This is a genomic window from Dactylosporangium sp. CA-139114, assembly GCF_050955725.1.
GTDB lineage: Bacteria > Actinomycetota > Actinomycetes > Mycobacteriales > Micromonosporaceae > Dactylosporangium.
This window is the reverse complement of sequence record NZ_CP192080.1, coordinates 604,017-630,610: the sequence shown is the minus strand read 5'-3', so window position 1 is coordinate 630,610 and position 26,594 is coordinate 604,017. Positions and strand designations below refer to the sequence as shown.

Annotated in this window: 18 protein-coding genes and 1 pseudogene; 11 read left to right on the top strand and 8 right to left on the bottom strand. The window is 73.8% G+C overall.

The features are described from left to right. Positions 1 to 825 precede the first annotated feature (825 nt). Both ACQP2P_RS02835 and dacB read right to left on the bottom strand, forming a co-directional pair. Positions 826 to 1,866, bottom strand: a pseudogene (locus tag ACQP2P_RS02835) (zinc-dependent metalloprotease); the annotation flags it as partial. 88 nt (positions 1,867 to 1,954) lie between these two features. Then, positions 1,955 to 3,358, bottom strand: a complete 1,404-nt coding sequence (gene dacB, locus ACQP2P_RS02830) for a D-alanyl-D-alanine carboxypeptidase/D-alanyl-D-alanine endopeptidase (protein ID WP_433612976.1) — start codon at positions 3,356 to 3,358, stop codon at positions 1,955 to 1,957. Between the two features lie 81 nt (positions 3,359 to 3,439). Between dacB and ACQP2P_RS02825 the strand changes: the two genes are divergently transcribed. Further along, positions 3,440 to 3,979: an inorganic diphosphatase gene (locus tag ACQP2P_RS02825; RefSeq protein ID WP_350612361.1), complete on the top strand. Its 540-nt coding sequence runs from the start codon at positions 3,440 to 3,442 to the stop codon at positions 3,977 to 3,979. A 117-nt stretch (positions 3,980 to 4,096) separates the two neighbouring features. On the opposite strand, the gene eccD is transcribed toward ACQP2P_RS02825, so the two are convergent. Continuing rightward, positions 4,097 to 5,434 (bottom strand): type VII secretion integral membrane protein EccD, encoded by a 1,338-nt coding sequence (gene eccD / locus ACQP2P_RS02820; protein WP_433612974.1) that lies wholly within the window; start codon positions 5,432 to 5,434, stop codon positions 4,097 to 4,099. 126 nt (positions 5,435 to 5,560) lie between these two features. On the opposite strand from eccD, the gene eccCa reads away from it, so the two are divergent. Continuing rightward, positions 5,561 to 9,550: a type VII secretion protein EccCa gene (gene eccCa, locus ACQP2P_RS02815; RefSeq protein ID WP_433612972.1), complete on the top strand. Its 3,990-nt coding sequence runs from the start codon at positions 5,561 to 5,563 to the stop codon at positions 9,548 to 9,550. A 447-nt stretch (positions 9,551 to 9,997) separates the two neighbouring features. Next, positions 9,998 to 11,206, top strand: coding sequence for a type VII secretion-associated serine protease mycosin (gene mycP / locus ACQP2P_RS02810; protein WP_433612970.1), 1,209 nt, complete (start codon positions 9,998 to 10,000; stop codon positions 11,204 to 11,206). Positions 11,207 to 11,281: 75 nt separating this feature from the next. On the opposite strand, the gene ACQP2P_RS02805 is transcribed toward mycP, so the two are convergent. The 5 genes from ACQP2P_RS02805 to ACQP2P_RS02785 all read right to left on the bottom strand — a co-directional run bounded on the left by ACQP2P_RS02805 (position 11,282) and on the right by ACQP2P_RS02785 (position 15,768). Continuing rightward, on the bottom strand, positions 11,282 to 12,436 hold the full coding sequence (locus ACQP2P_RS02805) for a MarP family serine protease (RefSeq protein WP_433618938.1): 1,155 nt from the start codon (positions 12,434 to 12,436) through the stop codon (positions 11,282 to 11,284). Positions 12,437 to 12,479: 43 nt separating this feature from the next. Further along, positions 12,480 to 13,145, bottom strand: a complete 666-nt coding sequence (locus ACQP2P_RS02800) for an NUDIX hydrolase (RefSeq protein ID WP_433612968.1) — start codon at positions 13,143 to 13,145, stop codon at positions 12,480 to 12,482. After that, positions 13,142 to 13,738 (bottom strand): TlpA family protein disulfide reductase, encoded by a 597-nt coding sequence (locus ACQP2P_RS02795; protein WP_433612966.1) that lies wholly within the window; start codon positions 13,736 to 13,738, stop codon positions 13,142 to 13,144. Before ACQP2P_RS02795 ends, ACQP2P_RS02800 begins: the two co-directional genes overlap by 4 nt. Continuing rightward, positions 13,735 to 14,412, bottom strand: a complete 678-nt coding sequence (gene nth / locus ACQP2P_RS02790) for an endonuclease III (protein ID WP_433618936.1) — start codon at positions 14,410 to 14,412, stop codon at positions 13,735 to 13,737. The genes ACQP2P_RS02795 and nth overlap by 4 nt, the downstream gene beginning before the upstream one ends. A gap of 144 nt (positions 14,413 to 14,556) precedes the next feature. After that, on the bottom strand, positions 14,557 to 15,768 hold the full coding sequence (locus ACQP2P_RS02785; RefSeq protein ID WP_433618934.1) for a CapA family protein: 1,212 nt from the start codon (positions 15,766 to 15,768) through the stop codon (positions 14,557 to 14,559). A 624-nt stretch (positions 15,769 to 16,392) separates the two neighbouring features. Between ACQP2P_RS02785 and ACQP2P_RS02780 the strand changes: the two genes are divergently transcribed. From ACQP2P_RS02780 to ACQP2P_RS02745, 8 genes are all read left to right on the top strand, one after another. Then, a complete protein-coding gene (locus tag ACQP2P_RS02780) occupies positions 16,393 to 17,070 on the top strand; it encodes a Crp/Fnr family transcriptional regulator (protein ID WP_426509797.1) in 678 nt (225 codons plus the stop codon). Positions 17,071 to 17,315: 245 nt separating this feature from the next. Further along, complete coding sequence (locus tag ACQP2P_RS02775) at positions 17,316 to 17,891, top strand: TetR/AcrR family transcriptional regulator (protein WP_433612964.1); 576 nt, start codon at positions 17,316 to 17,318, stop codon at positions 17,889 to 17,891. A gap of 11 nt (positions 17,892 to 17,902) precedes the next feature. Then, on the top strand, positions 17,903 to 18,706 hold the full coding sequence (locus tag ACQP2P_RS02770) for a TIGR03084 family metal-binding protein (protein WP_433612962.1): 804 nt from the start codon (positions 17,903 to 17,905) through the stop codon (positions 18,704 to 18,706). Then, entirely contained in the window at positions 18,703 to 20,382 is a 1,680-nt protein-coding gene (locus ACQP2P_RS02765; RefSeq protein ID WP_433612960.1) for an acyclic terpene utilization AtuA family protein, read from the top strand. The genes ACQP2P_RS02770 and ACQP2P_RS02765 overlap by 4 nt, the downstream gene beginning before the upstream one ends. Then, positions 20,379 to 21,485 (top strand): acyl-CoA dehydrogenase family protein, encoded by a 1,107-nt coding sequence (locus ACQP2P_RS02760; RefSeq protein WP_433612958.1) that lies wholly within the window; start codon positions 20,379 to 20,381, stop codon positions 21,483 to 21,485. Before ACQP2P_RS02765 ends, ACQP2P_RS02760 begins: the two co-directional genes overlap by 4 nt. Positions 21,486 to 21,490: 5 nt before the next feature. Beyond that, complete coding sequence (locus ACQP2P_RS02755) at positions 21,491 to 23,068, top strand: acyl-CoA carboxylase subunit beta (protein WP_433612956.1); 1,578 nt, start codon at positions 21,491 to 21,493, stop codon at positions 23,066 to 23,068. 10 nt (positions 23,069 to 23,078) lie between these two features. Next, entirely contained in the window at positions 23,079 to 25,100 is a 2,022-nt protein-coding gene (locus ACQP2P_RS02750) for a biotin carboxylase N-terminal domain-containing protein (RefSeq protein WP_433612954.1), read from the top strand. Between the two features lie 15 nt (positions 25,101 to 25,115). Next, complete coding sequence (locus ACQP2P_RS02745; RefSeq protein WP_433612952.1) at positions 25,116 to 26,276, top strand: acyl-CoA dehydrogenase family protein; 1,161 nt, start codon at positions 25,116 to 25,118, stop codon at positions 26,274 to 26,276. The last annotated feature ends 318 nt before the right edge of the window (positions 26,277 to 26,594 follow it).

Here is a 26,594-nt window from a genome sequence, read left to right as displayed (position 1 = left end):
ATCGGCAGCCGCGGCGTGTCTACGGACGCCCTGAGCCCGGAGCCCGGACCTGGCTCGCCGCCGGTGTCCGGGTCCGGGGCGCCGGTGAGGGCGCGCCGGACCGCGTTGCGTACGGCGGCGACCGCCGGCGACAGCGCCGCCACTCGATCAGATGCTGCCGGCGGGCTTGGCCGGGCCCTCCGACTTGTCGTCCGAGGCAGGGGCGGACGGGTCGGTCAGGTGCTCGGCGACCCCGGGATCCGAGGACTCGGCGACGCGCATCGCCTCGCCCGGCTCGAAGGCGCCGATCGGCTCCGGTGCCGATTCGGTCGCGGCCGGCTCGGAGACCACGTGCCCGGGCTCGCCGCCGCCGGCGCCCGGCTCGATCTCGGCCGGCGTGTCGTCAACGTCGGTCCCGGCCGCGGAAGCCGGCTCGGCCTGGGCGTCGGGCGCGGCGGAGGAGTCGGCTGTGGCGGAAGAGTCGGGCGCGGCGGAGGAGTCGGCTGTGGCGGAAGAGTCCGGCGCGGCGGAGGAGTCGGTTGCGGCGGAGGAGCTGTGGGCCGCGGCCGACCAGGTGTCCGTCGGGGGTGCCGGCGGTACGACGGCCGGGGCGACCACGATCGTGGACTCCTCCGGCGTCAGGCCCGCCACCTCGGTCGGCTCGGCGACGCCCGCCTCCGCCGGGGACTCGTCCAGCGGCTCGGGCACCGTCGGCAGCGGGGCCGGCGGCTCCTCCACGGCCGAGTCCGAGCCCGAGGACGCGACCGAGGACGCCGCGGCGGCCGAGCCGGGAGCGGCGATCGAGGACGGCGGGGACGCGGCGGCCGAGCGGCTCAGGGCGCTCGACCCGAGGACCCGCACGATCCAGGCGTCGGGGTCGGAGAGCTCGTTGAGGCGCGGGATGGTCAGCGGCGACTGCCAGATGCGGTTGAAGCTCTCCATGCCGACGCGCTCGACGACGGCGTGGACGAACTTGCGCCCCTCCGCGTACTGCCGCATCTTCACGTCGATGCCGAGGAGCTTGCGCAGGACGCGCTCGAGGGGGTTGCCGGCCTCACGGCGGCGGTTGAACTTGGCGCGGATGTCGTCAACCGTCGGTACGACATCAGGACCCACGCCATCCATCACGAACTCCGCGTGGCCCTCCAGCACCGTCATGAGTGCGGTCAGGCGGTCGAGCACCGCCTTCTGGCCCGGCGTCTGCACGAGATCGAGCACCGAGACGCGGCTGTCGGGGTCGCGGACCACGTCGGCGAGGGCGGTCACGCCCCGGCGCAGACGCTCGGCGAGCTGGTCCTGGTTGAGCTGGGACGCGTCGACGAAGGCGCCGACCTCACCCAGGAAATATCCCCGCATCCACGGCACACCCGTGAACTGCACGCGGTGGGTGACCTCGTGCAGGCACACCCAGAGGCGGAAGTCGCGCGAGTTGGCGCCCAGCTTGCGCTCGGCCTCGACGATGTTCGGGGCGACGAGCAGCAGCTGGCCGGGGTCGGCGGAAAAGACCTCGTACTGCCCCAGGACCTTGCCGGAGAGGTAGGCCAGCACCGTGCCGGCCTGCACGCCGGTGAAGCGCGAGCCGATGGCCCCGACGATGGCGCCCGGTGGCTTGCCGCCCGCGAGCCGCTCAGCCAGCGGCTGAATGACCTCGCGCAGCCCCGCGATGTTGGTGGCGGCCCAGTCGCGGCGGTCGACGACGCGCACCGGCGGCGCCTGGACCATGGCCTTCAGGCCGGTGAACTCGGTGACGTGCCCGGATGCCTCATCGGCCAGGCCGCGTAGGTCGGTGACGGCGTCCGCGGCCTCCTCGTATGACACCGCGGGGCCACTCTTGCCCAGCGCCGCGGCGGTTGCTGCGGCCAGATCCCAATCGACGAACTGCGCCATGACCCAACCGTACCCGCGCCGGGCCACGGCTGCGGGAGGTGGAAACCCTGAGTACACCCTGATCGACGCAGCGTCACCCCGGGGATGCTCAGTGACACCCACAGGCGGCGAGAGCTGCGGCAACTCTGTCAAGGGCGACCACGGCCTGATCCGCGTTGGTGGTCTGGTCGGCCATGAACGCGAACGCCAGCGTGCGCCCGTCGGCGTCCACGACGACGCCGGCGAGCGAGTTGACACCGGTCAGCGTGCCGGTTTTCGCACGCACCAGCCCGGCGGCCGACCCGCCCTGGTCCGGCTTGAGGTAGCGCGTGGTGAGCGTCCCGGAGTACGCCGCGACCGGCAGACCACTGAAGATCGGGTGCAGGTCGGCGCGGTCGGGCCGGGCGGCCATCGCCAGGACGGCCGTGAGCAGGGCCGGGGAGAGCCGGTCGTTGCGCGAGAAGCCGCTGCCGTCGACCAGTCCGTAGGCGGTGACCGGCAGGCCGAGCTCCTCCAGGACGCTCTTCGTGGCCGCCGCCCCGCCCTCGAAGGAGGCCGGCTGGTTCTTGGCCAGCGCCACCTGCCGCGCGAGCGCGTCGGCGAGCACGTTGTCGCTCTCCTGCAGCATGAACTCGACCATGCGCGACATGGGCGCGGATTCGACCTTGCCGAGCTCCTTCGCGCCCGGCGGGGCGTTTCCGGCCGCGACGGCATTCGTCGGTACCCCCAATGCGCTCGCGAATGCCTGAGCCGCCTGGAGATCGGGCTTCGGGTACCGCTGGGCGTACTTCTGCTGCTTCTGCCGCCCGCCCTCGGTCATGATCGGCGTCATCACGGCGCCGGAGCCGCCGGTCGTCGCGTCGGCGTCCCAGCCCGGCCCGATGCCGGAGCCGCTGTAGATGCTGACGTCGTACGTCACCTTGGTGGGGGCCTGGCCGCCGAGCGCCTCTTTCACCTGCTTGGCGAGATCGTCGATGCGGGCGGCGCCGGGGTAGTACGACGTTGGGAAGACCGCGAGCGTCGGGTCGCCGCCCGCGACGAGCACGACCTCGCCCGGCTGCGTGCCCGCGACCACCTTGGTCGCGATGCGGTACGCGGGGCCCCTCGCCGCGAGCGCGGCCGCCGCGGTCACGAGCTTGGTGGTCGAGGCCGGGGTCATCGCCGCGTCCGGCTCCGAGGAGTAGATGGCCTGCCCGGTCGCGACGTCCACGACCGACGCGGTGATGTGCGGCCCGAGCTGCGGCACGGCCAGCAGCGGCTGCAGCGCCGAGGTGACCCCGGCCTGGGTCGGCAGCGGGGCCTGGGCGTCCGCGGCGGCGAGCACCGCCGGCGGCGCGGCCGGGGCGGTGCCGTCCGTCCAGTGCGTCTTCTGCCCGCCCGCGAGGCCGAGTCCATTGACGATCTGTGTTCCGGCGGAGACCGAGGCCAGGGCGGCACCGAGCGCCAGGACCACCGCGACGACGGCGGCGATCAGGCCGGCCCGGCCGCGCGGTTGTGGTGTTTCCCTCGCCATCCGACCCTCCCCGTGATGCCCGACCGTGCCGTACGCGAGACTAATGGTCGGCGCAGCGGTGCGAGGGTGAGGAGTCGTCAGATGGACTTCGACGTCACGGTCGAAATCCCCAAGGGTCAGCGCAACAAGTACGAGGTCGACCACGCCACCGGCCGGATCCGGCTGGACCGAACGCTGTTCACCTCGACGCAGTACCCGGCCGACTACGGCTACATCGAGGGGACGCTCGGCCAGGACGAGGACCCGCTCGACGCGCTCGTGCTCGTGCAGTCCCCGACCTTCCCGGGCTGCCTGATCCGTTCCCGGGCGATCGGGATGTTCCGCATGACGGACGAGAAGGGCGGCGACGACAAGGTCCTGTGCGTCCCGGCCGACGACCCGCGGCTGGAGCACCTGCGGGACATCCACCACCTCGGCGAGTTCGACCGCCTGGAGATCCAGCACTTCTTCGAGGTCTACAAGGACCTCGAGCCCGGCAAGAGCGTCGAGGGCGCGACCTGGGTCGGCCGCGTCGAGGCGGAGGCGGAGATCGCCGAGTCGCGGCGCCGTTACGCCGAAGCCATCGCCGCGGGCACGTACCACGACCCCGGCGTGGCCCCGATCGCCCGCCCGGTCGACTAGACCGTCGGGTCACCGCGAAGGCGCCCGGTTCGTCCGACAACCGGGCGCCTTCGCGGTGTTCAGGGCGCTTTTCACGGCGTTCAGCGCCATCGCGGCGTTCAGCGCCTTCGCGGGGGGTCAGAGGAAGAGGCCGTACAGCCCCAGAACCGCGCAGGCGAGCGGCACCATCGCGACCACGCACAGGGTGTCGAGCAGATCTGCCGCGCGCCCGAGGTAGGGCGAGACCGGATGCGACGCCGCCCGCGCTCCCGCCACGGCGACGCCGAGCGCCACCAGCGGTACCACGGCAGCGACGATCCGGACATCGAACCCGGGGAACAGGGCGAGCAGGGCGAAACCCGCCACCCCGGCCACGATCAGCGGCAGCCGTTGCCGGATGGTCAGGAAGGTGCGGGCGCGCAGCAGCAGCGCGGCCGCGGCGACCGCGACGAGCACGGTGCCCGAGACGTCCCCGGACCGGGCGAGCAGCAGTGACCCGCCCACCGCGGCCGCGGCGAGCCCGATCAACATCCCCGTGAGCAGTTCGTCGGTGCGCGCGACGGCGGCGAAGATCCGGCCCCGGTCGGCGGCCGGCCCGCGCCCGCCCGGGGAGAGGTCGGCCGGCGTGGCCACGACCGGCATCGGCAGGCGGCCGAGCCGGATGGCCAGCAGCGGCAGCCCGGCCACGCCCGCCACCAGCACGGCGAGCAGCACCGCGGCCGCGGCGGCCGGGCGGGTCACGGTGGCGAGGAGCCCGGCCAGCGAGCCGAGCACGCCCACGGTCGCGCCGGCCGCGAACAGGCGCATCAGGTGCGCGACGCCGACGGCGCCGACGAGCGCGGCCAGCAGGAGCGCCACGGCTCCGAGCAGCGCGCGGTCCGACGCCGCGGCGGCCGCGGGCGCCGCCAGCCACCCGCCGGCGGCCGCGAACGGCAGCGCGTAGGCGGCCAGGTTCGCACCGACCAGCGCGTCGCCGTAGGCCCGCGACGCCGTGATGCCGGCCAGCAGCAGCCCGGCGGCGACGGCCGCGGCGGCCAGGGGCAGATCGGCCCGGACGACGGCGATCAGCGCGACGAGCAGCCCGGCCCCGGCGACCCCGATCGCGGCCGCCCGGGTCGCGGCCGGGCCCCACGGGAGGCCCTGCCGGCGCGCGCCCGCGGCGATGGCCTCGACCACGTCGTCGTATTCCAGCTCCGGCCAGCCGGTGCGGGCCGGGACCAGGTGCAGGACGGTGCCGTCGCGCACCCCCTGCCCGGCCAGCCCGGCGGCGCTCGACAGCGTGGTGCCGTCGGCCCGCCGCAGCAACCATCCGCCGTGCCGTTCACCCTCGTCGGCGAGCCCGTCACCCGCGTGCCGCAGGAGCTCGGGAAGCAGTTCAGCCAGCGGTACCGCATCAGGCACCGCAACATCGACGCGCCGCCCGGGCGCGTTGATCGTGATGCGGGCCAGACCGGCCGCGGCAGTCGACATGGGCATAGAACTACCACGATCCGTCGGCACGCGTCGCCCCCGTGCGCCCGCCGATTTCACAGCGTGAACAAGTCGTCACGATCCATGGTCCGGGGCGGAAAATTGTCGTACGCCTCACTTAGGGTTTCCGGCGTGACCACGGTCGTCGTGAAGCGTTCCCCGCGCCGGCCCGCTCCGGAGATCCCGAGCGGGGAGATCGTCGTGAGCGCACCGCCGGAGATCCCGCCGGCCCCCGCATCGCGCTGGCAGCAGCTGGTGCAGGTGGTGCCGATGCTCACCGGCACCATCGCGACGGCCCTGCTCTTCGCCGGGCGCGAGGGCGGGGCCTATTCCTATGTCATCGGCGCCGTCTTCGGCTTCTCGACGCTCGGCATGCTGCTCACGTCCACCGGTGCCGGCTCGCCGAAGAAGGCCGAGATGGCCGCGGCCCGCCGCGAATACCTGCGCCACCTCGCCCAGCTGCGCCGGCGGGTCCGCGAGACCGCGGCCCGGCAGCGCACCGGCCTGCACTACCGGCACCCGGACCCGCACGCGCTCTGGTCATCGGTCGACGGCTATCGGCTGTGGGAACGGCGGGCCACCGACGGTGACTTCGCCATCGTGCGGGTCGCCACCGGCCCGCAGACGCTCGCCACTCCACTCATCCCGCCGACGACCCGCCCGCTGCAGGACCTGGAGCCGATGACCGCGGCCGCGCTGCGAAGGTTCCTCGACGCCTACTCGGTGGTCCCCGGCCTGCCGGTGGCCGTCTCCCTGCGCAGCTTCGCCCGCGTCCACCTGCGCGCGGGGCGGGCCGCCGCCGGGCCGACCGGCGAGCACGACCCGGCGCGGGCGCTGGCCCGGGCCGTCCTCGCGCAGCTCACGGTGTTCCACGCCCCCGACGACCTGCTCGTCGCGGTCTGCGCCGGGCCCGACCGGCGCGCGTGGTGGGAGTGGACGAAGTGGCTGCCCCACGCCCTGCACCCCACCCGGACCGACGCGCTCGGCCCGGTGCGTCTCTTCGCCGAGACCGCCGGGGAGCTCGAGGAGCGCCTCGACGACTTGCTGCGCAGCCGCGGCCGGTTCGATGCCGAGCGGGAGGGGCCGCCGGCCGCGCCATACATCGTGGTGGTGCTCGACGGCGGCGACCTGTCCGGCAGCGCGCACCTGGGCACCGACGGCGGCATCGACGGGGTGACCATCGTGGACCTCGACCGGGAGCCGCCGCGGCTGCTCGACCGGTCCGCGATCGTGCTGGACACCGTCGGCGGCCGGCTCGCCACGATCACCGCCGACCACGACGTCGCCGAGCCGCCGCCGGCGATCGGGGTCGCCGACGCGCTCGACGCCGCCGAGGCCGAAGCCGTCGCCCGCCGGCTGGCGCCGCTGCGACTGGCGGCCGCGACCGGCCTCGACGGGGCGCCGGGCGACGGGCGGGACGCCGGCGCCGAGCTGGACTTCCCGGCGCTGCTGGAGATCGGTGACCCGGAGACGCTGGACCCCGCGAAGTCGTGGGCCCCGCGGCCGCACCGCGACCGGCTGCGCATCGCGATCGGCGTCGGGCAGCAGGGCCAGCCGGTCGACCTGGACCTCAAGGAGTCGGCCGAGGACGGGATGGGCCCGCACGGGCTGCTCATCGGGGCGACCGGCTCCGGCAAGTCGGAGCTGCTGCGCACGCTGGTGCTCGGCCTCGCCGCGACGCACTCGTCCGAGACGCTCAACTTCGTGCTCATCGACTACAAGGGCGGCGCGACCTTCGCCCGGATGGACCGCCTCCCGCACGTCGCCGCGTTCATCTCCAACCTGCGCTCGGAGCTGCTGCTGGTCGACCGCATGACCGACGCGATCACCGGCGAGGTGGTCCGCCGCCAGGAGGTGCTGCGCCGGGCGGGCGACTACGACTCGGTCCGCGACTACGAGCGGGCCCGGGCCGGGGGTGCGCCGCTGGCCCCGCTGCCGAGCCTGCTGGTCGTGGTCGACGAGTTCAGCGAGCTGCTGGAGGCCAAGCCGGACTTCATCGACCTGTTCGTGCAGATCGGGCGGGTGGGCCGGTCGCTGGGCATCCACCTGCTGCTCGCCTCGCAGCGGCTGGAGGAGGGCCGGCTGCGCGGGCTGGACACGCACCTGTCGTACCGGATCGGCCTGCGCACCTTCAACTCGCTCGAGTCCCGGACGGTGCTGGGGGTGCCGGATGCGTACGAGCTGCCGAAGAAGCCCGGCGGGCACGGCATCCTCAAGTCCGGCACCGAGCCGCTGACCCGGTTCAAGGGCGCCTACGTCGGCGGGGTGTGGCGGCGGGCGGGGCGGGCCGCGGCGAGCGCCGGCGGCGGGCGGCCGCGGGTGATGGCATACGGGACGCGGTACGTGCCCGTGCCGCCCGCACCCAAGCCCGAGCTGGAGCCGTCCGAGGCGCCGGAGGGCGAGAGCCTGCTCGACATCATCGTCGACCAGCTCGCCGGGCGGGGCGTGCCCGCGCACCAGGTGTGGCTGCCGCCGCTGGCCTCATCGGCACCGCTGGACGACGTGCTCGGGCCGGTGGCGGTCGACCCCGACCGCGGGCTGACCGTCACCCGCCCGCAGCTGCACGGAGCGCTGCAGGTGCCGGTCGCGCTCATCGACAACCCCCTTGAGCAGCGCCGGGACGTGCTGTGGTTCCGGCTCGACGGCGCCCAGGGGCACGTCGCGGTGGTGGGCGGGCCGCACAGCGGCAAGTCGGTGGCGCTGCGCACGCTGGTCACGGCCCTGGCGCTCACCCACACACCGGCCGAGATCCAGGTGTACTGCCTGGACTTCGGCGGCGGCCAGCTCGCCGGACTGCGGGAGCTGCCCCACGTCGGCGGGGTCGCGGGGCGCCTGGACGCCAACGCGGTCCGGCGCACGGTCGGCGAGATCGCCGCCCTGCTCGCGGCGCGAGAGCAGCGCTTCGCCGCGGCCGGGATCGACGGGATGCCCACTTACCGGCGGCGGCGCGCGGCCGGCGGGCCCGGGAGCCCCGACGACGGCTGGGGCGACGTGTTCCTGGTCGTCGACGGCTGGCCCAGCGTGCGCAAGGACTACGAGGACCTTGTGGCGGTGGTGGTCGACGTCGCCACGCGCGGGCTGTCCTACGGCATCCACGTGGTCGTCTCCGCCTCGCGCTGGATGGACTTCCAGTCCGGCCTCCGCGACCTGCTCGGGGCGCGGATCGAGCTGCGGCTCGGCGACCCCGGCGACTCGTTCGGCCCGCGCCGGGCGGCCGCGGCGGTGCCGCTCGAGACGCCGGGGCGCGGGGTGACGCAGGACGGACTGCACCTGCTCGTGGTGGAGCCGCGGCTGAACGGGGCCGAGCCTGGCGAGCTGGTGCGGACGATCGCCTCGGCCTGGCCCGGCGCGCCCGCCCGGCCGGTGCGGATGCTCCCCGCGTCGGTGCCCTGGTCCGAGATCGCCGATGACGCCGACCCGGAGAACCGGCTCGCGCTGCCGATCGGCATCGCCGAGTCCGACCTGCGCCCGGTGCGCATCGACTTCGCGGTCGAGCCGCACCTGCTGGCCTTCGGCGACGCCGAGTGCGGCAAGTCGACGCTGCTGCGCGGCCTGGCGACCTCGATCAGCACCCGGTTCACGCCGGAGGAGGCGCGGATCGTGCTGATCGACCATCGGCGCAGCCTGCTCGGGGCGGTGCGGACGGAGCACCTGATCGGGTACGGCACGGGGACGCAGCAGACCGTCGACCTCATCGCCTCGGTCGCGGACTACATGCAGCGGCGCCTGCCCGGGCCGGACGTGACCGAGGACCAGCTGCGCAACCGCAGCTGGTGGAGCGGCCCGCAGTGCTTCGTGCTGGTCGACGACTACGACCTGGTGCCGACGGCCGCCGGGAACCCGCTCGCGCCGCTGCTGCCCTACCTCGCGCAGGCACGCGACATCGGGCTGCACCTGATCGTCGCCCGGCACAGCGGCGGCGTTGGGCGCGCGCTCTTCGAGCCGGTGCTGCAGCGGCTGCGCGAGCTCGCTTCGCCGGTCGTGCTCATGTCGGGCGACCGGGACGAGAGTCTGGCCTTGAACAACGTGCGGTTCAGCGCTCTGCCGCCGGGCCGCGCTCGACTGGTCACGCGGAAGGAGAGCGGCACGCTGATTCAGATCGCCGACTGCCCCGTCGCCTGATCCCCCTTAGACGCGGCCCGCACCGGGCCGTTCCGGGCCGGGGCGGCCCTTCGAGCCGGGCCGGGCCGAGCCCGGCCGCTGCGCCTCGCATGAACGCGGCGGACGGCGCCGCGCCGGCGGCCTCGGACTGCCCGTCGCGGCGGCCGGTCTGTGTGGGCCGCGAGAAGACGATCGCGCGGCTGGAGTTGCCGACCACGCGCTCTCGCAGCGCGGTGCGAGTGAGCCGGCGAGCGGCTCCCCAGCGCAGCGTCGTCGGTGGGACGGGACCGTGGGGAGGAGCCGTTGTAAGCGCTGGGCCGAATGGATTACCACCTTTCGGCGAGGTGTGGCCAGACACCTGACAGATCCGACAAGACGGTCCAGAATGTCTCCATCGCGCACACCTCCATCGCCCGCGCCGCCGGCCGTGCCCTTGCTCTGGGGCTGTCGGCGGCGCTCGCGTGTGCGGTGGGAGTCGGGGTTGGGCCGGCGGCCGCGGTCGCGTACGAGGCCCGCAGCGAGCAGTGGCAGCTCACCGCCCTCGACGCGCGGGACGCCTGGAAGGTCTCGACCGGCAAGGGCGTGATCGTCGCCGTCATCGACAGTGGGGTGGACGCCACCCACCCGGATCTCGCCGGGCAGGTGCTGCCGGGGCTCGATCTCGTCGACCCCGCGGCGGGGGGCGAGGGGAAGGTCGACCCGGTCGGGCACGGTACGACCGTCGCCGGCCTCATCGCGGGCAACAACCGGGATCGTTCGGGGGCCGAGGGTATCGCGCCGGGGGCGAAGATCCTGCCGATCCGGGTGCTGGACACCGCGAACAAGTACGACGATCCGGGTGTCGTGGCCAAGGCGGTGCGCTGGGCGGTGGATCATCGGGCCTCGGTGATCAACCTTTCGCTGGGCGGGGCGCTGCGCAGCGAGGTGATCGCGGAGGCGCTGCGGTACGCGGCGGAGCACGATGTCGTGGTCGTCGCGTGTACCGGCAACATCGCCACCGACCCGTCGATCCACCAGGTCTGGTATCCGGCGCGGGAGCCCGGAGTCGTGGCGGTGGCCGGCCTCGGCGCGCGGACCAGCGCCTCCAAGGGTGACGTGCTCTGGTCCGGCTCGCTCACCGGGCCCGAGACGGTGCTGACCGCGCCCGCGGTGGATCTCACGGGGGCGAAGCCCGGCGGCGGGTACTGGCAGGTGCAGGGCACCAGCTTCGCGACTCCCCTGGTCGCCGGGGCGGCCTCGCTGGTGCGCGCCCGGTTTCCGAGGATGAGCGCCGCGAACGTCATCAACCGGCTCATCGGCACGGCCAAGGACCTCGGGCCCAAGGGGCGCGACGACCGGTTCGGCTACGGCGAGGTGGACCCGGTCGCGGCGCTGCGCGACACGGTCGGCGAGGTCGCGACCAACCCGCTCGCCGAGGACGCCTCGGGGCCGGCTCCGGCCGGCGACGAGCGGGCCGAAGAGGCGCAGGCCGAGCAGGCCGGGCCGCTGCGACCGGGCGGGGCGGCGCCGATGCCGGACTCGTCCGCGGAGCCGGGCCTGCGGCAGCTGGCGAGCGGCGTGCGCGCGGAGGCCGGCGCGGTCGCGGGCCTCACGGCGGTGCTGGTGATCTCCCTCGCGGGCGCTTCCGGGGTACTGCTCCGTCACCGCCGCCGCGCCCGGAACTCGACCACGCTGTAACCGCCGCGCACAGTCCGGACCGAGTCGGCGACAACCAGCCCATGGCACCACATCGCAGTGCCCTGGCGCGGGAGGCTAGGCGCACTCCCCCGTCTGCGTCGGGTCGGTGTGCTGCTTGCCCGCATCGGCGACCTGCGACGCCTCGTCCGCCGTCACCGCGAAGCCCGTCTGCGGATCGTCCGCCGCCGCGGCGAAGATGACCCCGATGACCTGGCCGTCCGTGGAGAGCAGCGGGCCGCCCGAGTTGCCGGAGCGGACCAGCGCCCGGATCGTGTAGATCTCCCGGGTCACCTTGTCCTTGTCGTAGATGTCCGGGCCGGTGATGTCGCGGTGGTCGCGGATGCGGGCCGACTGCGCGTCGTACGGCCCGTCGAGCGGGTACCCGAGCACGATCGCGTCGTCGTTGGACTCGGCCTTCTTCGCGGCGAAGGGCAGGACCGGGGCGTTGAGGCTCTTGACGTAGAGGACCGCGATGTCCCGCTTCGGGTCGTAGGCGACCACGGTCGCGGGCAGCGGGCGCGAGGAGCCGTCGACGAGGACGCTCACGGTCTTGGTGCCGGCCACGACGTGGGCGTTGGTCATGACGCGGTTCTGCGAGTAGACGAAGCCGGAGCCCTCGATGCGCCGCGAGCAGCTCGGCGCCTGGCCGAGGACCTTGACCACGGACTTCTTGGCGTTCTTGACCAGCTCGGAGCCCGCGAGCTTCGGGTCCGGCGGGGAGACCTCCTTGACCCGGGTCGGCGAGAGCCCGTCGAAGACGTCCGGGAAGCCGCGGGTGTCGACGGTGTCGCGCAGCGCCTGGGAGAGGGCGTCGGCCTGGGCCGGCATCGCCTTGTCGACCACGTTGAGGATGATCGAGTTGCTGACCGAGCGGGCCAGCCAGGGCAGCGACGACGTGCTCAGCGGGGCGGCGACGAGCCACACCACGAGGAGCACGGCCACGACCGAGACGACGGCGCCGCCCGCGTTGTCGACGGCCTGGGCGTTGCGGCTGACGATCGCGTTGCGCAGCCGGTTGCCCACGAAGCTCGCGAGGGCCTGGCCGGCGACGGCGAGGCCGAAGACCGCGGAGAGCGACACGACCACGCGGGCCTGGTCGGAGGAGAAGAACTGCTCGGCGATCATCGGGCCGAGCTGCAGGCCGAGCAGCGCGCCCCCGAAGAACCCGATGAATGACAGCAGACCGACAAGGAAGCCCTGGCGATATCCGTTGACGGCGAACATCACCATGAGGAGCAGAAGGACGAGATCGATCACGCTGCCAGACACGCATTCAACGTACAGGTGTGGCACCAGATGCCGGCAGTTCCTCGACCCGGCCCGTCGGCCACGGCACCGCCCATCCGCCGAGTTCCAGCAGCGTGGACAGCACGCCGGCGGTGAAGCCCCAGACCAACATGTCGTGAATCCGAAACGCCGGGCCGATCCAGCCGCTGGGGTGGCGAAGCCGCAGGCGGTGGGCGGGATCGACCAGCTCGCGGATGGGGAGGCGCTCGACGCGGGCCACCTCGCGCGGGTCGGCCGGGCCGACCGGGTGCGGCTCGCGCCACCAGGCGAGGACCGGCGTGACGAGGAAGTTGCTCACCGGGATCCACAGCGTCGGCAGGGTCGTGATGACCTCGACCGAACTCGCGTCCAGGCCGACCTCCTCCTCGGCCTCGCGCAGCGCGCACGCGATCGAGTCGGCGTCGCCGGGGTCGACCGCGCCGCCGGGGAACGCGGGCTGGCCGGCGTGGTTGCGCATGTCCGCGGCGCGCTGGAGCAGCAGGATGTCGGGGCCGGTGATCGGGTCCTCGCCGAAGAGCACGAGCACCGCACTCTGCCGGCGGCCCTCCCCGTCGGGCGTGGGCAGGCGCGTGAAGTCGGCCGCGTCGGTGTTGCGGATGTTGGTGAGCAGCGGCTCGAACCAGCCGGGCAGGTCCGGGGGCGGCTCGATCACACCGTCACCCCCAGATGCTGCCGGGCCAGCTCCCGCAGCTTGTCCGCGGTGAGCGCCGGGCCCTGGTAGGCGTACACGATGTGCCCGCCCGGGGCCACGAACAGCGTCGAGGGCAGCGTGACCAGCGCCTTGGACACCAGCGGGCTCGCCGCCACCGCGAACTGCTGCCCCTGGTCCTCCAGCATCGGGAAGGTCAGCTTCGCCTCCGTGATCACGGACTGGGCCTGGTCGTGGCGGTCCTTGGTGACGATGCCGACCACGCGCACCTTCCCGGCCGCCGCGACCTGCTCGAGCGCGGGCAGCTCCTCGCGGCACGGCGGGCACCACGAGGCCCACAGGTTCACGATCGTCGGCTCGGAGCCGAGGTCGGCCACGTCGATGAACCGGCCGCCGTCGAAGCAGGGCAGCGCCATGGCCGGCAACTGGGGGCCGGACGCGGCCGCGGCCGGGGCCGAAGGGGTCGCCTTCTCGATGCAGCGCGGGCCGGTGCTCGCCGCGGTGTCGCCGGCCGTCGGGGCCTTCACGTCCGCGGTGCAGGCCGCGAGCGCCGCGACCGTTGCGAGCAGGGCCGCGGCGAGCCGGAGCCGCCTCACAGGACCAGCTCCGCGAGCTCGCCCGCGCGCGGGCCCTTGAGCAGCTTGGTGGCCGCCTCCACCTCGGTCGGGCCCAGACCGTACGACGGGCAGTCCTTGCGCAGGGTGCACGCCCCGCAGGCCGGTTTGCGCGCGTGGCAGACGCGGCGGCCGTGGAAGATCATCCGGTGCGAGAGCATCGTCCAGTCCCGCGGCGCGAACAGCGTCGCGACGGCGAACTCGATCTTCACCGGGTCGGTCTCGTCCGTCCACTTCCAGCGGTGGACCATGCGCTGGAAGTGGGTGTCGACCGTGATCCCGGGCACGTCGAAGGCGTTGCCGAGGATCACGTTGGCGGTCTTGCGCCCGATCCCGGGCAGCGCGACGAGCTCGTTGAGCGTCCCCGGCACCTCACCGTCATGCCGCTCCACCAGCGCCTGCCCGAGCCCGATGAGCGACTCGGTCTTGTTGCGGAAGAAGCCGGTCGGCTTGATGAGCTCCTGCATCTCGATCGGGTCGGCCGCGGCGTACGCGGCGGCGTCCGGGTAGCGCGCGAACAGCTTCGGCGTGACCTGGTTGACGCGCTCGTCGGTGCACTGGGCGGACAGGATGGTGGCGACGGCGAGCTCGAGCGGGGTGGTGAAGTCGAGCTCGCAGTGCGCGTCGGGGTGGATCGTCACGAGGGCGCGGCCCATCCGCCGCGCCCGCCGCTTCAACGCCAACGCCGTCTCAGTCACGCAACGACAATACGTCGCCCGGTACGGCCCCCGGTCGAGCGACTCCGTCACAGTCAACCAAGCGCTTGATCAACCGCGGGCCGGACGCCCCGCACGAAGGCGTCAGGAGGCGGCCGGCTGCGTGATCGTGCCGTCCTGCGCGATCTGGGCGCCGGTCTTCGGGAAGTCCTGCTTGGTAAGGTTCGACACGAAGGGGATGGCCTGCTTCTTCGGGTCGGGCTTGGGCAGCCCGGGCGCGACCATGTAGGTGGCGGTGAGCTTCCCGGCCTTGAACGTACCGTCGCCGAGCAGCGTCACCTTCAGCACGCCGCCGATGCCGACCGTCCCGTTGTAGGACAGCGCCTTGTAGCCCGCGAAGTTGCCGAGGCTGTAGGCGATCAGCCGCCCCTTGTAGAACTCCATCGCGCGCATCACGTGCGGCCCGTGCCCGATGACCAGGTCGGCGCCGGCGTCGATGACGCGGTGGCTGAAGGCGACCGGGTTGCAGCGGTTCTCGCCGAGGAACATCTCGGTCTCGTTCTTCGCGTGCGTCTTGTCGGAGCCCTCGGCGCCCATGTGGACCTGCACGACCACGAGGTCGGCCTTGGTCGTGGCCTCCTTGACGATCTTCTCCGCGGCGTCGAGATCGGAGCAGAGGTTCGACCATTTGTAGGAGGCGAACCCGATCACCGCGATCTTCACGCCCTTGGCCTCGCCGACGGAGATGTCGCCCGGCCAGCCGGTGTACTTGATGCCGGCCCCGTCCAGCGCCTTCTGCGAGTTCTTGTAGCCGACCTCGCCGTAGTCGTAGGCGTGGTTGTTGGCCATGTTCATCATCTTGAAGCCGGCGTCGGTGAGGTTCTGCACGTAGGCCGGCGGGGTGCGGAAGGCGAAGCAGGTCTTGCCCGCGACGTCGGCCGAGCACTTGCCCACGCCGGTGTCGTCGGTCAGCACCTGCTCGAGGTTGCCCATCTGGAAGTCCGCGACCAGATACTCCTTCACCGGGTCGAAGAAGCCCTTGCCGTTGTTCGGCGGCAGCCCGCCCGGGGCCATGCCCATGACGATGTCGCCGGTCGCGCTCAGCGTGATGCCCTCGGCCGGGCCGGGGACCGCGCCGGCGGCGGGCGCGGACGAGCCGCCACCGGCCGCGTCGGAGCCGCCGCCACCCTTCGGCTGCTGGGCCGGGCCCTGGGTCGAGGCGGGCTTCTCGTCGCCGCCGAGGAAGGTGGCCGCGCCCGCCGTTCCGGCGCCGATGACCACGGCGGCCACCGCGCCCAGGATGATCGCGGTGCGCCGGCCGCCGCCGGAGCGCGCGGGTGGCGGATCGCCGGGCAGCGGCAGCTTGCGCCGGCCCGCCCGCTCCTCGGGCTCGTAGGCCCGGGCGGAGTAGAGGTCCTCGGGGCGCCGCTGCTGCCCGGGCGCCGGCTCGAACAGGGGCGCGACCGGCGGGGAGCCGTAGACCTGGCCGGAGACCGGACCGGTGCGGTCGCCGCCGAACGAGCCGCCGCCCCAGACGTTGCCGGAGCCGGGCTCCGGGGTGGGGTCCGGGCGCGGGTTGCGACCCGCCGCGAATCCGTCGAAACGACCGGTGGGCGCCCCGTAACCTCCGGCCGGTCCCGTCGGTTGCTCAGGGTGAGAGGGCGCAGGGCCGCGCCGCTCCGGCTGCTCGGGCTGCTCGTCCGGCCAGCGGGAGGGTCCGCCGTACACCGTCATGCGATCCACTCCACCACTCGGCGACGCCCCGAGCTCACGTTGAGCACGGGCTGGTCGTGTCCGACGCGAAGATATCGCACCCCCGCGAACGGTGGGCCACCCTTGCGCAGGACGACCCAGCCGCAGGTCGCGCGGTACCATCTCCGCCTGCCCACCCTCGGTCAACACGATCCCGTATGCATAAACTGGCGTTCGCGCGATCGCTTCGCAGCGGAGAGGACGCGCCGAGGATACGAGGTGGACGCGATGGACGAGGTACTGGCGCGGAGCGGGATTTTCCAGGGGGTCGAGGCCGACGCCGCGGAGTCGCTCGCCAAGGAGATGGAGACGATCGACGTCCGCAAGGGCGAGGTCGTGTTCAGCGAGGGCGAGCCGGGCGACAGTCTCTACATCGTGCTGTCCGGCAAGATCAAGGTCGGGCGCCGGGCGGCGGACGGCCGGCAGAACCTGATCGCCGTCATGGGCCCGAGCGACATGGTCGGCGAGCTGTCGCTGTTCGACCCCGGGCCGCGCACCGCCACCGCCACCGCCGTGCTCGACACGCGGCTGGCCCGGCTGCGCAAGCAGGCGCTGCGGCCGTGGCTGACCAACCGGCCGGAGATCGCCGAGCAGCTGCTGCGCGTGCTGGCCCGCCGCCTGCGCCGCACCAACGACTCGCTGGCCGACCTCATCTTCACCGACGTGCCCGGCCGCGTGGCCAAGACGCTGCTGCAGATGGCGGGCCGCTTCGGCACCCGCGACGGCGGCGTGCTGCGGGTCAACCACGACCTCACGCAGGAGGAGATGGCCCAGCTCGTCGGCGCCTCGCGCGAGACGGTCAACAAGGCCCTGGCCGACTTCGCCTCCCGCGGCTGGCTGCGGCTGGACGGCAAGAGCGTGATCATCATGGACCCCGAGCGTCTCGCCCGCCGAGCCCGCGTCTGAGAGCGCTCCGCGCGAGCCGGGCATGACTCGGGTCCGCCGGGGGCACGACCGTCGCTCCCGCCAGGCACCGCTGGGCGCTGCGCGCCGACGCTGCCAGGTCCGCCGCTGGTCGCCCTCGGAGCGCTAGGAAGCAAAACCGGACAGGTCCAAGAAGAAAAGGCCGCCCAGACACCCCGGGCGGCTTTTCTCGGCACCAAAAACAATCAGTCTTGACTGTTTGTTTCCGGGCGAGGACCCTGGGAGCCATGCAGGAACGCAGCCGGGTCACGCAGCGGCGCCTGCTCGAGGCCACCGTCGAGTGCCTCTACGAGTTCGGCTGGTCCGGCGCCACCACCACGGTCATCGCCGAGCGCGCCGGCGTCTCCCGCGGCGCCCAGCTGCACCACTACCCCACTCGCGCCGCTCTGGTGCTGGCCGCCGTGCAGCACCTGGCCGAGCGGCGGGCCGAGGAGATCCGGGTCGAGGCCGCCGCGCTGACCGGCGACCGCGAGGAGCGCCTGGACCGGGTCGTCGAGCTGCTCGCGGCCGCGTTCACCGGCCCGCTGTTCGTCGCGGCCCTGGAGGTCTGGGTCGCCGCGCGCACCGACGCCGAGCTGCGCGACGCGCTCGTGCCGCTCGAGGCGCGGGTCGGCCGCGAGATGCACCGGCTCACCGTCGACGTGCTGGGGGCGGACGAGTCGCGGCCGGGCGTGCGCGAGGCCGTGCAGGCGACGCTCGACCTGCTGCGCGGGCTGGGCGTGGCGAACCTGCTCACCGACGACACCCCGCGCCGCACCCTGCTCCTCGCGGCCTGGAAGCACCAGCTGGCGAAGCTGATATAGGAGGCGCGACGATGCAGCTCGACGAGGTGCTGCGAGACCTGGCGGCGGAGTCGGAGGCGCTCGACCGGCTGGTCAGCGGCCTCGACCCGCAGCAGTGGAGCCGCCCGACGCCCGCGCCCGGCTGGAGCGTGGCGCACCAGATCGCGCACCTGCACTGGACGGACGAGGTGGCCACGCTGGCCAACGCGGACCCGGACGGCTTCTACGCCCGGCTGTCGGAGTCGCTGGACGACCCGCTGACCTACGTGGATCGGGCCGCGGCCGCGGGCGTCGCGCCGCCGGACGAGCTGCTGGCGCGCTGGCGGGCCGGGCGCGCGGCGCTGACCGAGGCGCTGCGACAGGTGCCCCCCGGAGAGCAACGGCCCTGGTTCGGCCCGGCGATGTCGCCCGTCTCGTGCGCGACGGCGCGGATCATGGAGACCTGGGCGCACGGGCGTGACATCGCCGAGACGTTCCCGGACGACGAGCGCGCGCGGGAGCATCTGCGCCCCACCGAGCGGCTGCGCCACGTCGCCTTCATCGGCTTCCGGACGATCGGCCACGGCTTCGCCAGCCACGGGCAGCCGGCCCCGCCCGCCCCCTTCCGCGTGGAGCTGAGCCTGGGCGACGACGTGGTGACCTTCGGGCCGGAGGCGTCCGGCGACCGCGTGACGGGCCCGATCCTCGACTTCTGCCTGCTGGTGACCCAGCGCCGGCACCCGGCCGACCTGGCGCTGCAGGCCACCGGCGACCACGCGGCCGCATGGCTCGGCGTGGCGCAGGCGTTCGCGGGCCCGCCCGGAGCCAAGCGCGAGCCGCGGGCGAGGACCCGATGACGCTGCGGATCGGCAACGCGTCCGGGTTCTACGGCGACCGGGCCACGGCCTGGCGCGAGATGCTCGACGGCGGCGAGCTCGACGTGCTCACCGGCGACTACCTGGCCGAGCTCACGATGCTCATCCTCGGCCGCGACCGGCTCAAGGACCCGGCGACCGGATACGCCAAGACGTTTCTGCGCCAGCTGGAGTCCGTGATCGCTGCCGCCCGGGAGCGCGGCGTCCGCCTGGTGACCAACGCCGGCGGGCTGAACCCGGCCGGGCTCGCCGAAGCCGTGCGGGCCCTTGCCGCGCGGCTCGGTCTGGACGTGGCCGTCGCGCACGTGGAGGGCGACGACGTGAGCGCCCTGGTGCCGGGCCTCACGGCGAACGCGTACCTCGGCGCCTTCGGCATCGCGCAGTGCCTCACCGCGGGCGCGGACATCGTGGTCACCGGCCGGGTCACCGACGCCTCGCTCGTCGTCGGCCCCGGCATCGCCCGCTTCGGCTGGACCCGCGACGACCTCGACGCGCTCGCGGGGGCCACGGTCGCCGGGCACGTGCTGGAGTGCGGGGCCCAGGCGACGGGCGGCAACTACGCGTTCTTCACCGAGCTGCCCGACCGCGCCCGCCGCCCCGGCTTCCCGCTCGCCGAGCTGCACGCCGACGGCTCCGCGGTGATCACCAAGCACCCCGGCACCGGCGGGGCGGTGACGGTGGAGACGGTGACCGCGCAGCTGCTCTACGAGATCGGCGCGCCCGCGTACGCCGGGCCCGACGTGGTCGCCGACTTCGCCTCCATCCGCCTGGCCGCCGACGGGCCGGACCGGGTGCGCGTCTCGGGCGTCCGCGGCGCCCCGCCGCCGCCCACGCTGAAGGTCGGTGTCAACTCGCTGGGCGGCCTGCGCAACGCGATGACGTTCGTGCTGTGCGGACTCGAGATCGAGTCCAAGGCCGAGCTGGTCCGCGCCCAGCTCACCGACGCCCTCGGCCCCGACGGCCTCGAGTTCGTCCTGGCCCGCACCGACCGCCCGGACGCCGACTCGGAGGCGGCCGCCAGTGCCCTGCTGACCGTGTCGATCAAGGACTCCGACCCGAAGCGGGCCGGCCGCACCTTCTCCCAGGCCGCGGTGGAGCTCGCCCTCGCCTCCTACCCCGGGCTGGCGCTGACCGCCCCGCCCGGCGACGCCACCCCGTTCGGCGTGTTCACCGGGCACTTCCTGCCGCAGGAGGCGGTCGAGCACGTGGCCGTCCTGCCCGACGGAACCCGCCGCCCGATCCCGCCGCCGGCCACGACGATCGCGAGCACTCCACCGGGCTCGCAGACCGGCTCGCCGCCGGGCTCGCCGCGGCAGCCGCCGCCGGGCGTGGCGGTCCCGCTCGGCTCGGTGTTCGGGGCCCGCTCGGGGGACAAGGGCGGCGACGCGAACATCGGCGTCTGGGCCCGGGCCGAGCCCGCCTACGCGTGGCTGCGCGAGCACCTCACCGCCGACCGGCTCCGGGAGCTGCTGCCCGAGGCGCGGCCGCTGCCGATCGAGCGGTACGAGCTGCCGAACCTCCTCGCCGTCAACTTCGTCGTGCGGGGCATCCTCGGCGAGGGGGTCGCGGCCAGCACCCGCTTCGACCCCCAGGGCAAGGCCCTCGGCGAGTGGCTGCGCTCCCGGCTCGTCGAGCTGCCTGCGGAGCTGTTGCCGTGACGGATGCCTTCGAGACCGAGGAGCGGCGGCGGCTGCGGGAATTGACCCGTGCCTTCGTCACCCGCGAGGTGCTCCCCCACCTCGACGGCTGGGAGCGCGCCGGTGAGGTGCCCCGCGCCCTGCACCGGCGGGCCGCCGAGCTCGGGCTGCTCGGCATCGGCTTCCCCGAGGCGGCCGGCGGCTCCGGCGGCGACCTCGTCGACACCGTCGTCGTCACCGAGGAGCTGATCCAGGCCGGCGGGTCGTCCGGGCTCGTGGCCGCCCTGTTCACGCACGGCATCGCGCTGCCGCACATCGTCGCGACCGGGCGGGCGGAGCTGATCGAGCGGTTCGCGCGCCCGACGCTCGCCGGGGAGCGGATCGGCTGCCTGGCCGTCACCGAGCCCGACGGCGGCTCCGACGTGGCCGGCATCCGCACGCGGGCGGACGACCGCGGCGACCACTACGTCGTCAACGGTACGAAGACGTTCATCACCAGCGGGGCGCGGGCCGACTTCGCGACCGTGGTCGTGCGGACCGGCGAGGGCCTGCGCCTGCTCGTGGCCGAGGACTTCACGGTCACCCGAAGGCTGGACAAGATGGGCTGGCACTGCTCGGACACCGCGGAGCTGGCCTTCGTGGACGCACGGGTGCCCAAGGACCACGTCGTGGGCGGCTTCGCCGATCTCATGGCCCACTTCGCGACCGAGCGGATCTCGCTCGCGGTGCAGTCCTACGCCACCGCCCAGCGCTGCCTCGACCTGACGCTGGCCTGGGTGCGCGACCGGCACACCTTCGGCCGCCCGCTGGCGAGCCGGCAGCTCGTGCGGCACCGTCTCGCCGAGATGGCGCGGCTGGTCGCGGTGGCCCGCACATACGTACGCCACGTCGCCGTCCGTGTCGCAAGCGGCGAGCGGCTCGTTACGGAGGTGGCGATGGCGAAGAACACCGCGGTCGCGACCTGCGACCACGTCGTCGATCAGGCCGTGCAGCTCCACGGCGGCCTGGGCTACGTCCGCGACGCCGAGGTCGAGCGCCACTACCGCGACGCTCGGATCATGGGCATCGGCGGCGGGACCACGGAGATCATGAACGAGATCATCGCGAAGCAGTTGGGGGTCTGAGGGCCATGCCAGTGTTGACGAGCAATCTCGACCCGCGCGGGACCGTGTATTCGGAGAACCGCGCGGCGATGCTGGAGCGCCTGACCGAGCTGGAGTCGGCGCTGCGCCAGGCGCGCGCCGGCGGGGGCGACAAGTACATGGCGCGCCACCACGCGCGGGGCAAACTGCTGCCGCGCGAGCGCATCGAGCTGCTGGTGGACCGCGACTCGCCGTTCCTGGAGATCTGCCCGGTCGCGGCCTGGGGCACCGACTACCCGATCGGCGCCAGCGTGGTGGCCGGCATCGGGATCGTCGAGAACGTGGCCTGCGTGATCGTGGCCAACGACCCGACGGTGCGCGGCGGCGCGGTCAACCCGTTCTCGCTCAAGAAGACCCAGCGGGCCTCGCAGATCGCGCGGGAGAACCGGCTGCCGCTGATCAACCTGGTCGAGTCGGGCGGGGCGGACCTGCCGCAGCAGGCCGAGATCTTCATCCCGGGCGGCGCGGCGTTCCGCGACCTGACCCGGCTCTCGGCGGCGCAGATCCCCACGGTCGCGGTGGTCTTCGGCAACGCGACGGCCGGCGGGGCGTACGTCCCCGGCATGTCCGACTACACGATCTTCGTGCGCGACCGGGCCAAGGTGTTCCTGGCCGGGCCGCCGCTGGTGAAGATGGCCACCGGCGAGACGGTCGACGACGAGACGCTGGGCGGCGCCGCGATGCACGGCACGCGCTCGGGCCTGGCCGACTTCGTGGCCGAGGACGAGCGCGACGGCCTGCGGCTGGCCCGCGCCTGCGTGCGCAACTTCGGCCGGACGGCCACCCGCACCTACGGCGCGGAGCCGAAGTACGACGCCGACGACCTGCTGGGCATCCCGAGCGCGGACCTGCGGGTGCCGTTCGACCCGCGGGAGATCCTGGCCCGGGTGCTCGACGGCAGCGAGTTCGACGAGTTCAAGCCCGCCTACGGCCCGGCCCTGTGCACCGGCTGGGGCGCGATCCACGGCCACCGCGTCGGGGTGCTGGCCAACGTGCGCGGCGTGCTGTTCTCGGCCGAGGCGCAGAAGGCGGCCCAGTTCATCCAGCTCGCGAACGCGAGCGGCACCCCGCTGATCTTCCTGCAGAACACGACCGGCTACATGGTCGGCAGCGAGTACGAGCAGGGCGGCATCATCAAGCACGGCGCACTCATGATCAACGCGGTGGCCAACTCGCGGGTGCCCCACCTGACCGTCAACATCGGCGCCTCCTACGGCGCTGGCAACTACGGCATGTGCGGCCGCGCGTTCGAGCCCCGGTTCCTGTTCACCTGGCCGAACGCCAAGTCCGCGGTCATGGGCCCGCAGCAGCTGGCCGGCGTGCTGTCGATCGTGGCCCGCCAGGCGGCCGAGGCCAAGGGCCACGCCTACGACGAGGAGCAGGACCGCACCATGCGGTTCATGGTCGAGCACAAGGTCGAGCAGGAGTCGGCGGCGCTGTTCCTCTCCGGCCGCCTGTACGACGACGGCGTGATCGACCCACGCGACACCCGCACCGTCCTGGGCATGTGCCTGGCGCTCGTCGGCACCGGCGACCGCGCGAACTTCGGCGTATTCCGGCATTAGGGGAGCGACAGTGATCAGAAGGCTGCTGGTAGCCAACCGCGGCGAGATCGCCCGCCGGGTGTTCGCCACCTGCCGGGCGATGGGGATCGAGACGGTCGCCGTCTACTCCGACGCCGATGCCGACTCGCCCCACGTGGCCGAGGCGGACTACGCCGTCCACCTGCCCGGGAACTCCCCGAGCGCCACGTACCTGCGCGGCGATCTGCTCATCGCGGCCGCGCGCAAGTGCGGGGCGGATGCGGTACACCCGGGCTATGGCTTTCTGTCGGAGAACGCCGAGTTCGCCCGCGCGGTCATCGACGCCGGCCTGACCTGGGTCGGCCCGTCGCCCAAGGCCATCGCGATGATGGGCTCGAAGCTGGAGGCGAAGGCGCTACTGGCCGAGGCCGGGGTGCCGATGCTGCCCACCGCCGTCGAGCCCGAGGACGTCGACTCCTTCCCGGTGCTGGTCAAGGCGTCCGCGGGCGGAGGCGGGCGGGGCATGCGCATCGTGCGCGACCGCGAGTCGCTCGCCGAGGCCGTGGCCGCCGCCCGGCACGAGGCCGCGTCGGCGTTCGGCGACGGGACGGTGTTCTGCGAGCGGTACGTCGAGCGCGCCCGCCACATCGAGGTCCAGATCATGGCCGACTCGCACGGCAACGTGGTCCCCCTCGGCGAGCGCGAGTGCTCGATCCAGCGGCGGCACCAGAAGATCGTCGAGGAGACCCCGTCGCCGGCGGTCGACCCGCAGCTGCGCGAGCGGCTCTGCCAGGCGGCGATCGCGGCCGCCCGGGCCGTGTCCTACGTCGGCGCCGGCACCGTGGAGTTCCTGCTCGCGCCGAACGGCGAGTTCTTCTTCCTGGAGATGAACACGCGGCTGCAGGTCGAGCACCCGGTGACCGAGTGCGTGATCGGCGTCGACATGGTCCGCCTCCAGCTCGTCGTGGCCGAGGGCGGCCCGCTGCCGTTCAACGGCCCGCCGCCGCTGCGCGGGCACGCGATCGAGGTCCGGCTCTACGCCGAGGACCCCGCGTACGCCTGGATGCCCTCGACCGGCACCCTGCACCGCTTCGAGGTCGCCGGGGTCACGCACTCGTTCGGCCCGCTGCCCGCGCCCGGGCTCCGGCTGGATTCGGGCGTCGCCGACGGCTCGGTCATCGGCGTGCACTACGACCCGATGCTGGCCAAGCTCATCGCCTGGGCGCCGACCCGCGCCGAGGCCGCGCGCATGCTCGGCGGGGCCCTGGCCCGGGCGCACATCCACGGCGTGACCACGAACCGGGACCTGCTCGTGCGGGTGCTGCGGCACTCGGCGTTCCTGTCCGGCGGTACCGACACCGGCTTTCTGGATCGTCACCCCGAGGTCTTCGCGCCGCTGCTGTCCTCGGTCGACGCGGTGCGCCTGTCCTGTCTCGCCGCCGCGCTCGCGGGGGCCGCGCGGCGGGCCAAGACCGCGCTCCTGCCGGGGCTGCCCTCCGGCTGGCGCAACGTGCCCAGCGCGCTGCAGACGGTGGTGTACGAGGGGCCGACCGGCACGATCGAGGTCGGCTACCGGCTCGACCGGGCCAACGACCTCGCGGCCTGGGCGGTGCGCCGCATCGACCCCGAGGACATCGGCCTGCCCGGTGCCGCGCTCGACCCCTCCGGCGCGCCCGACCACCCGCCGGCCGCGATCCTCTCCGCCACCGGCGAGCGGGTCGTGCTCGACGTCGGCGGGGTGCGGCTGCAGTTCGCGGTGCACGAGGTCGACGGAGTGTCCTTCGTGGACAGTTCCGAGGGCTCGGTGACGCTGAGCGAGCTGCCGCGCTTCCCGCTGCCCTCGGCCGACCAGCCGGAGGGCTCGCTGGTCGCGCCGCTGCCGGGCGCGGTCGGCCGGGTGCTCGTGGTGCCCGGCCAGCGGGTCGCGGCCGGCGACCTGCTGCTGACGGTGGAGGCGATGAAGCTCGAGCACCCCGTGCACGCCCCCACCGACGGCGTCATCAGCGACCTGCGGGTCGCGGCCGGCTCGCAGGTCGAGTCCGGCGCACTGCTGGCGGTGCTGTCCCCCTCATAGCCCTTGGAGTTTTGCGTGGACTTCGACTACACCCCTCAACAGCAGGACCTGCGCGACGCGGTGGCCAAGCTGGGCAAGCGCTTCGGCCACGAGTACTTCGTGCGCAAGGCCAAGGCCGGCGAGCACTCCGACGAGCTTTGGCAGGAGGCGGCCAAGCTCGGCTACCTCGGCGTCAGCGTGCCCGAGCGCTACGACGGCGGGGGCGGCGGCATCACCGAGCTCGCGATCGTCTGCGAGGAGCTGGCCGCGGCCGGCTGCCCGCTGCTGCTGCTCGTCGTCTCCCCCGCGATCGCCGCGACGATCATCGCCAAGCACGGCACCGAGACCCAGCGGCAGAACCTGCTGCCGGGCTTCGCGTCCGGCACCCTCAAGGTCTGCTTCGCCATCACCGAGCCGGACGCGGGCTCCAACTTCCACAAGCTCACGACGGTCGCCCGGCCCTTCGAGGGCGGTTACTCCCTGACCGGCCGGAAGGTCTACATCTCCGGCGTCGACGAATCCGACAAGGTCATGGTCGTGGCCCGCCTGGAGGACGAGCGCACCGGCAAGCTGAAGCCCGCGATCTTCGTGGTGCCGTCCAACGCCCCCGGACTGACCGCGACGAAGATCGACATGGAGATCGTCAGTCCGGAGAACCAGTTCCAGCTGTACCTCGACGACGTGCGCGTCCCCGCCGAGGCGCTCGTGGGCGAGGATCCCGAGGCGGGCCTTCCCGCGCTGTTCTCCGGCCTCAACCCTGAGCGCATCACCGTGGCGGCGATGGCGTGCGGGACCGCGCGGTACGCCCTCGAGCGCGCCTCCGCCTACACCGCCACCCGCGCGGTGTGGGGCCGGCCGATCGGCAGCCACCAGGGCGTCGCGCACCCGCTGGCGCACGCGTACATCCAGGTCGAGCTCGCCCGGCTCATGGTGGCGAAGGCCGCGACCCTCTACGACGCGGGCCGCGACCTCGAGGCCGGGGTCGCGGCGAACATGGCCAAGTACGCCGCCGCCGAGGCCGCCGCGCTCGCGGTCGACACGGCGATCCAGTCGCTGGGCGGGAACGGGATGACGACCGAGTACGGCGTGTCGACCCTGCTCGGAGCCGTCCGCGCCGGCCGGATCGCGCCCGTGTCGCGGGAGATGATCCTGAACTTCGTCTCGCAGCACCTGCTGGGGCAGGAGAAGTCGTACTGACGCCACCATCGGCGTTGCGGCACGGCCAAGCGCGGCCAGCGCGGCGCGGCCCGGCGAGACGGCGGCCCAGCGGCCCGGCGGTGCAGTGCGGGCGGCGGCGCGGGGCGGCGGTGCGGGCGGCGCAGGCGGTGCGGCGCGGCGCGGCGCGGCGGTGCGGGCGGCGGGCGGCGGTGCAGCGCGGGCGGCGCGGCGGTGCGGGCGGCGCGGGCGGCGCGGCGGTGCGGGCGGCGCGGCGGTGCGGGCGGCGCGGGCGGCGCGGCGCGGGCGGCGCGGTGCGGTGCTGTGCGGTGCGGCGCGGCGGGCGGCGCGGGCGGTGCG

Coding starts and splice junctions, on each gene's coding strand:
- dacB (WP_433612976.1), bottom strand. CDS start 3,358: ATGGCGAGGGAAACACCACAACCGCGCGGCCGGGCCGGCCTGATCGCC.
- ACQP2P_RS02825 (WP_350612361.1), top strand. CDS start 3,440: ATGGACTTCGACGTCACGGTCGAAATCCCCAAGGGTCAGCGCAACAAG.
- eccD (WP_433612974.1), bottom strand. CDS start 5,434: ATGCCCATGTCGACTGCCGCGGCCGGTCTGGCCCGCATCACGATCAAC.
- ACQP2P_RS02805 (WP_433618938.1), bottom strand. CDS start 12,436: ATGGTGATGTTCGCCGTCAACGGATATCGCCAGGGCTTCCTTGTCGGT.
- nth (WP_433618936.1), bottom strand. CDS start 14,412: ATGGGCCGCGCCCTCGTGACGATCCACCCCGACGCGCACTGCGAGCTC.
- ACQP2P_RS02780 (WP_426509797.1), top strand. CDS start 16,393: ATGGACGAGGTACTGGCGCGGAGCGGGATTTTCCAGGGGGTCGAGGCC.
- ACQP2P_RS02775 (WP_433612964.1), top strand. CDS start 17,316: ATGCAGGAACGCAGCCGGGTCACGCAGCGGCGCCTGCTCGAGGCCACC.
- ACQP2P_RS02770 (WP_433612962.1), top strand. CDS start 17,903: ATGCAGCTCGACGAGGTGCTGCGAGACCTGGCGGCGGAGTCGGAGGCG.
- ACQP2P_RS02765 (WP_433612960.1), top strand. CDS start 18,703: ATGACGCTGCGGATCGGCAACGCGTCCGGGTTCTACGGCGACCGGGCC.
- ACQP2P_RS02755 (WP_433612956.1), top strand. CDS start 21,491: ATGCCAGTGTTGACGAGCAATCTCGACCCGCGCGGGACCGTGTATTCG.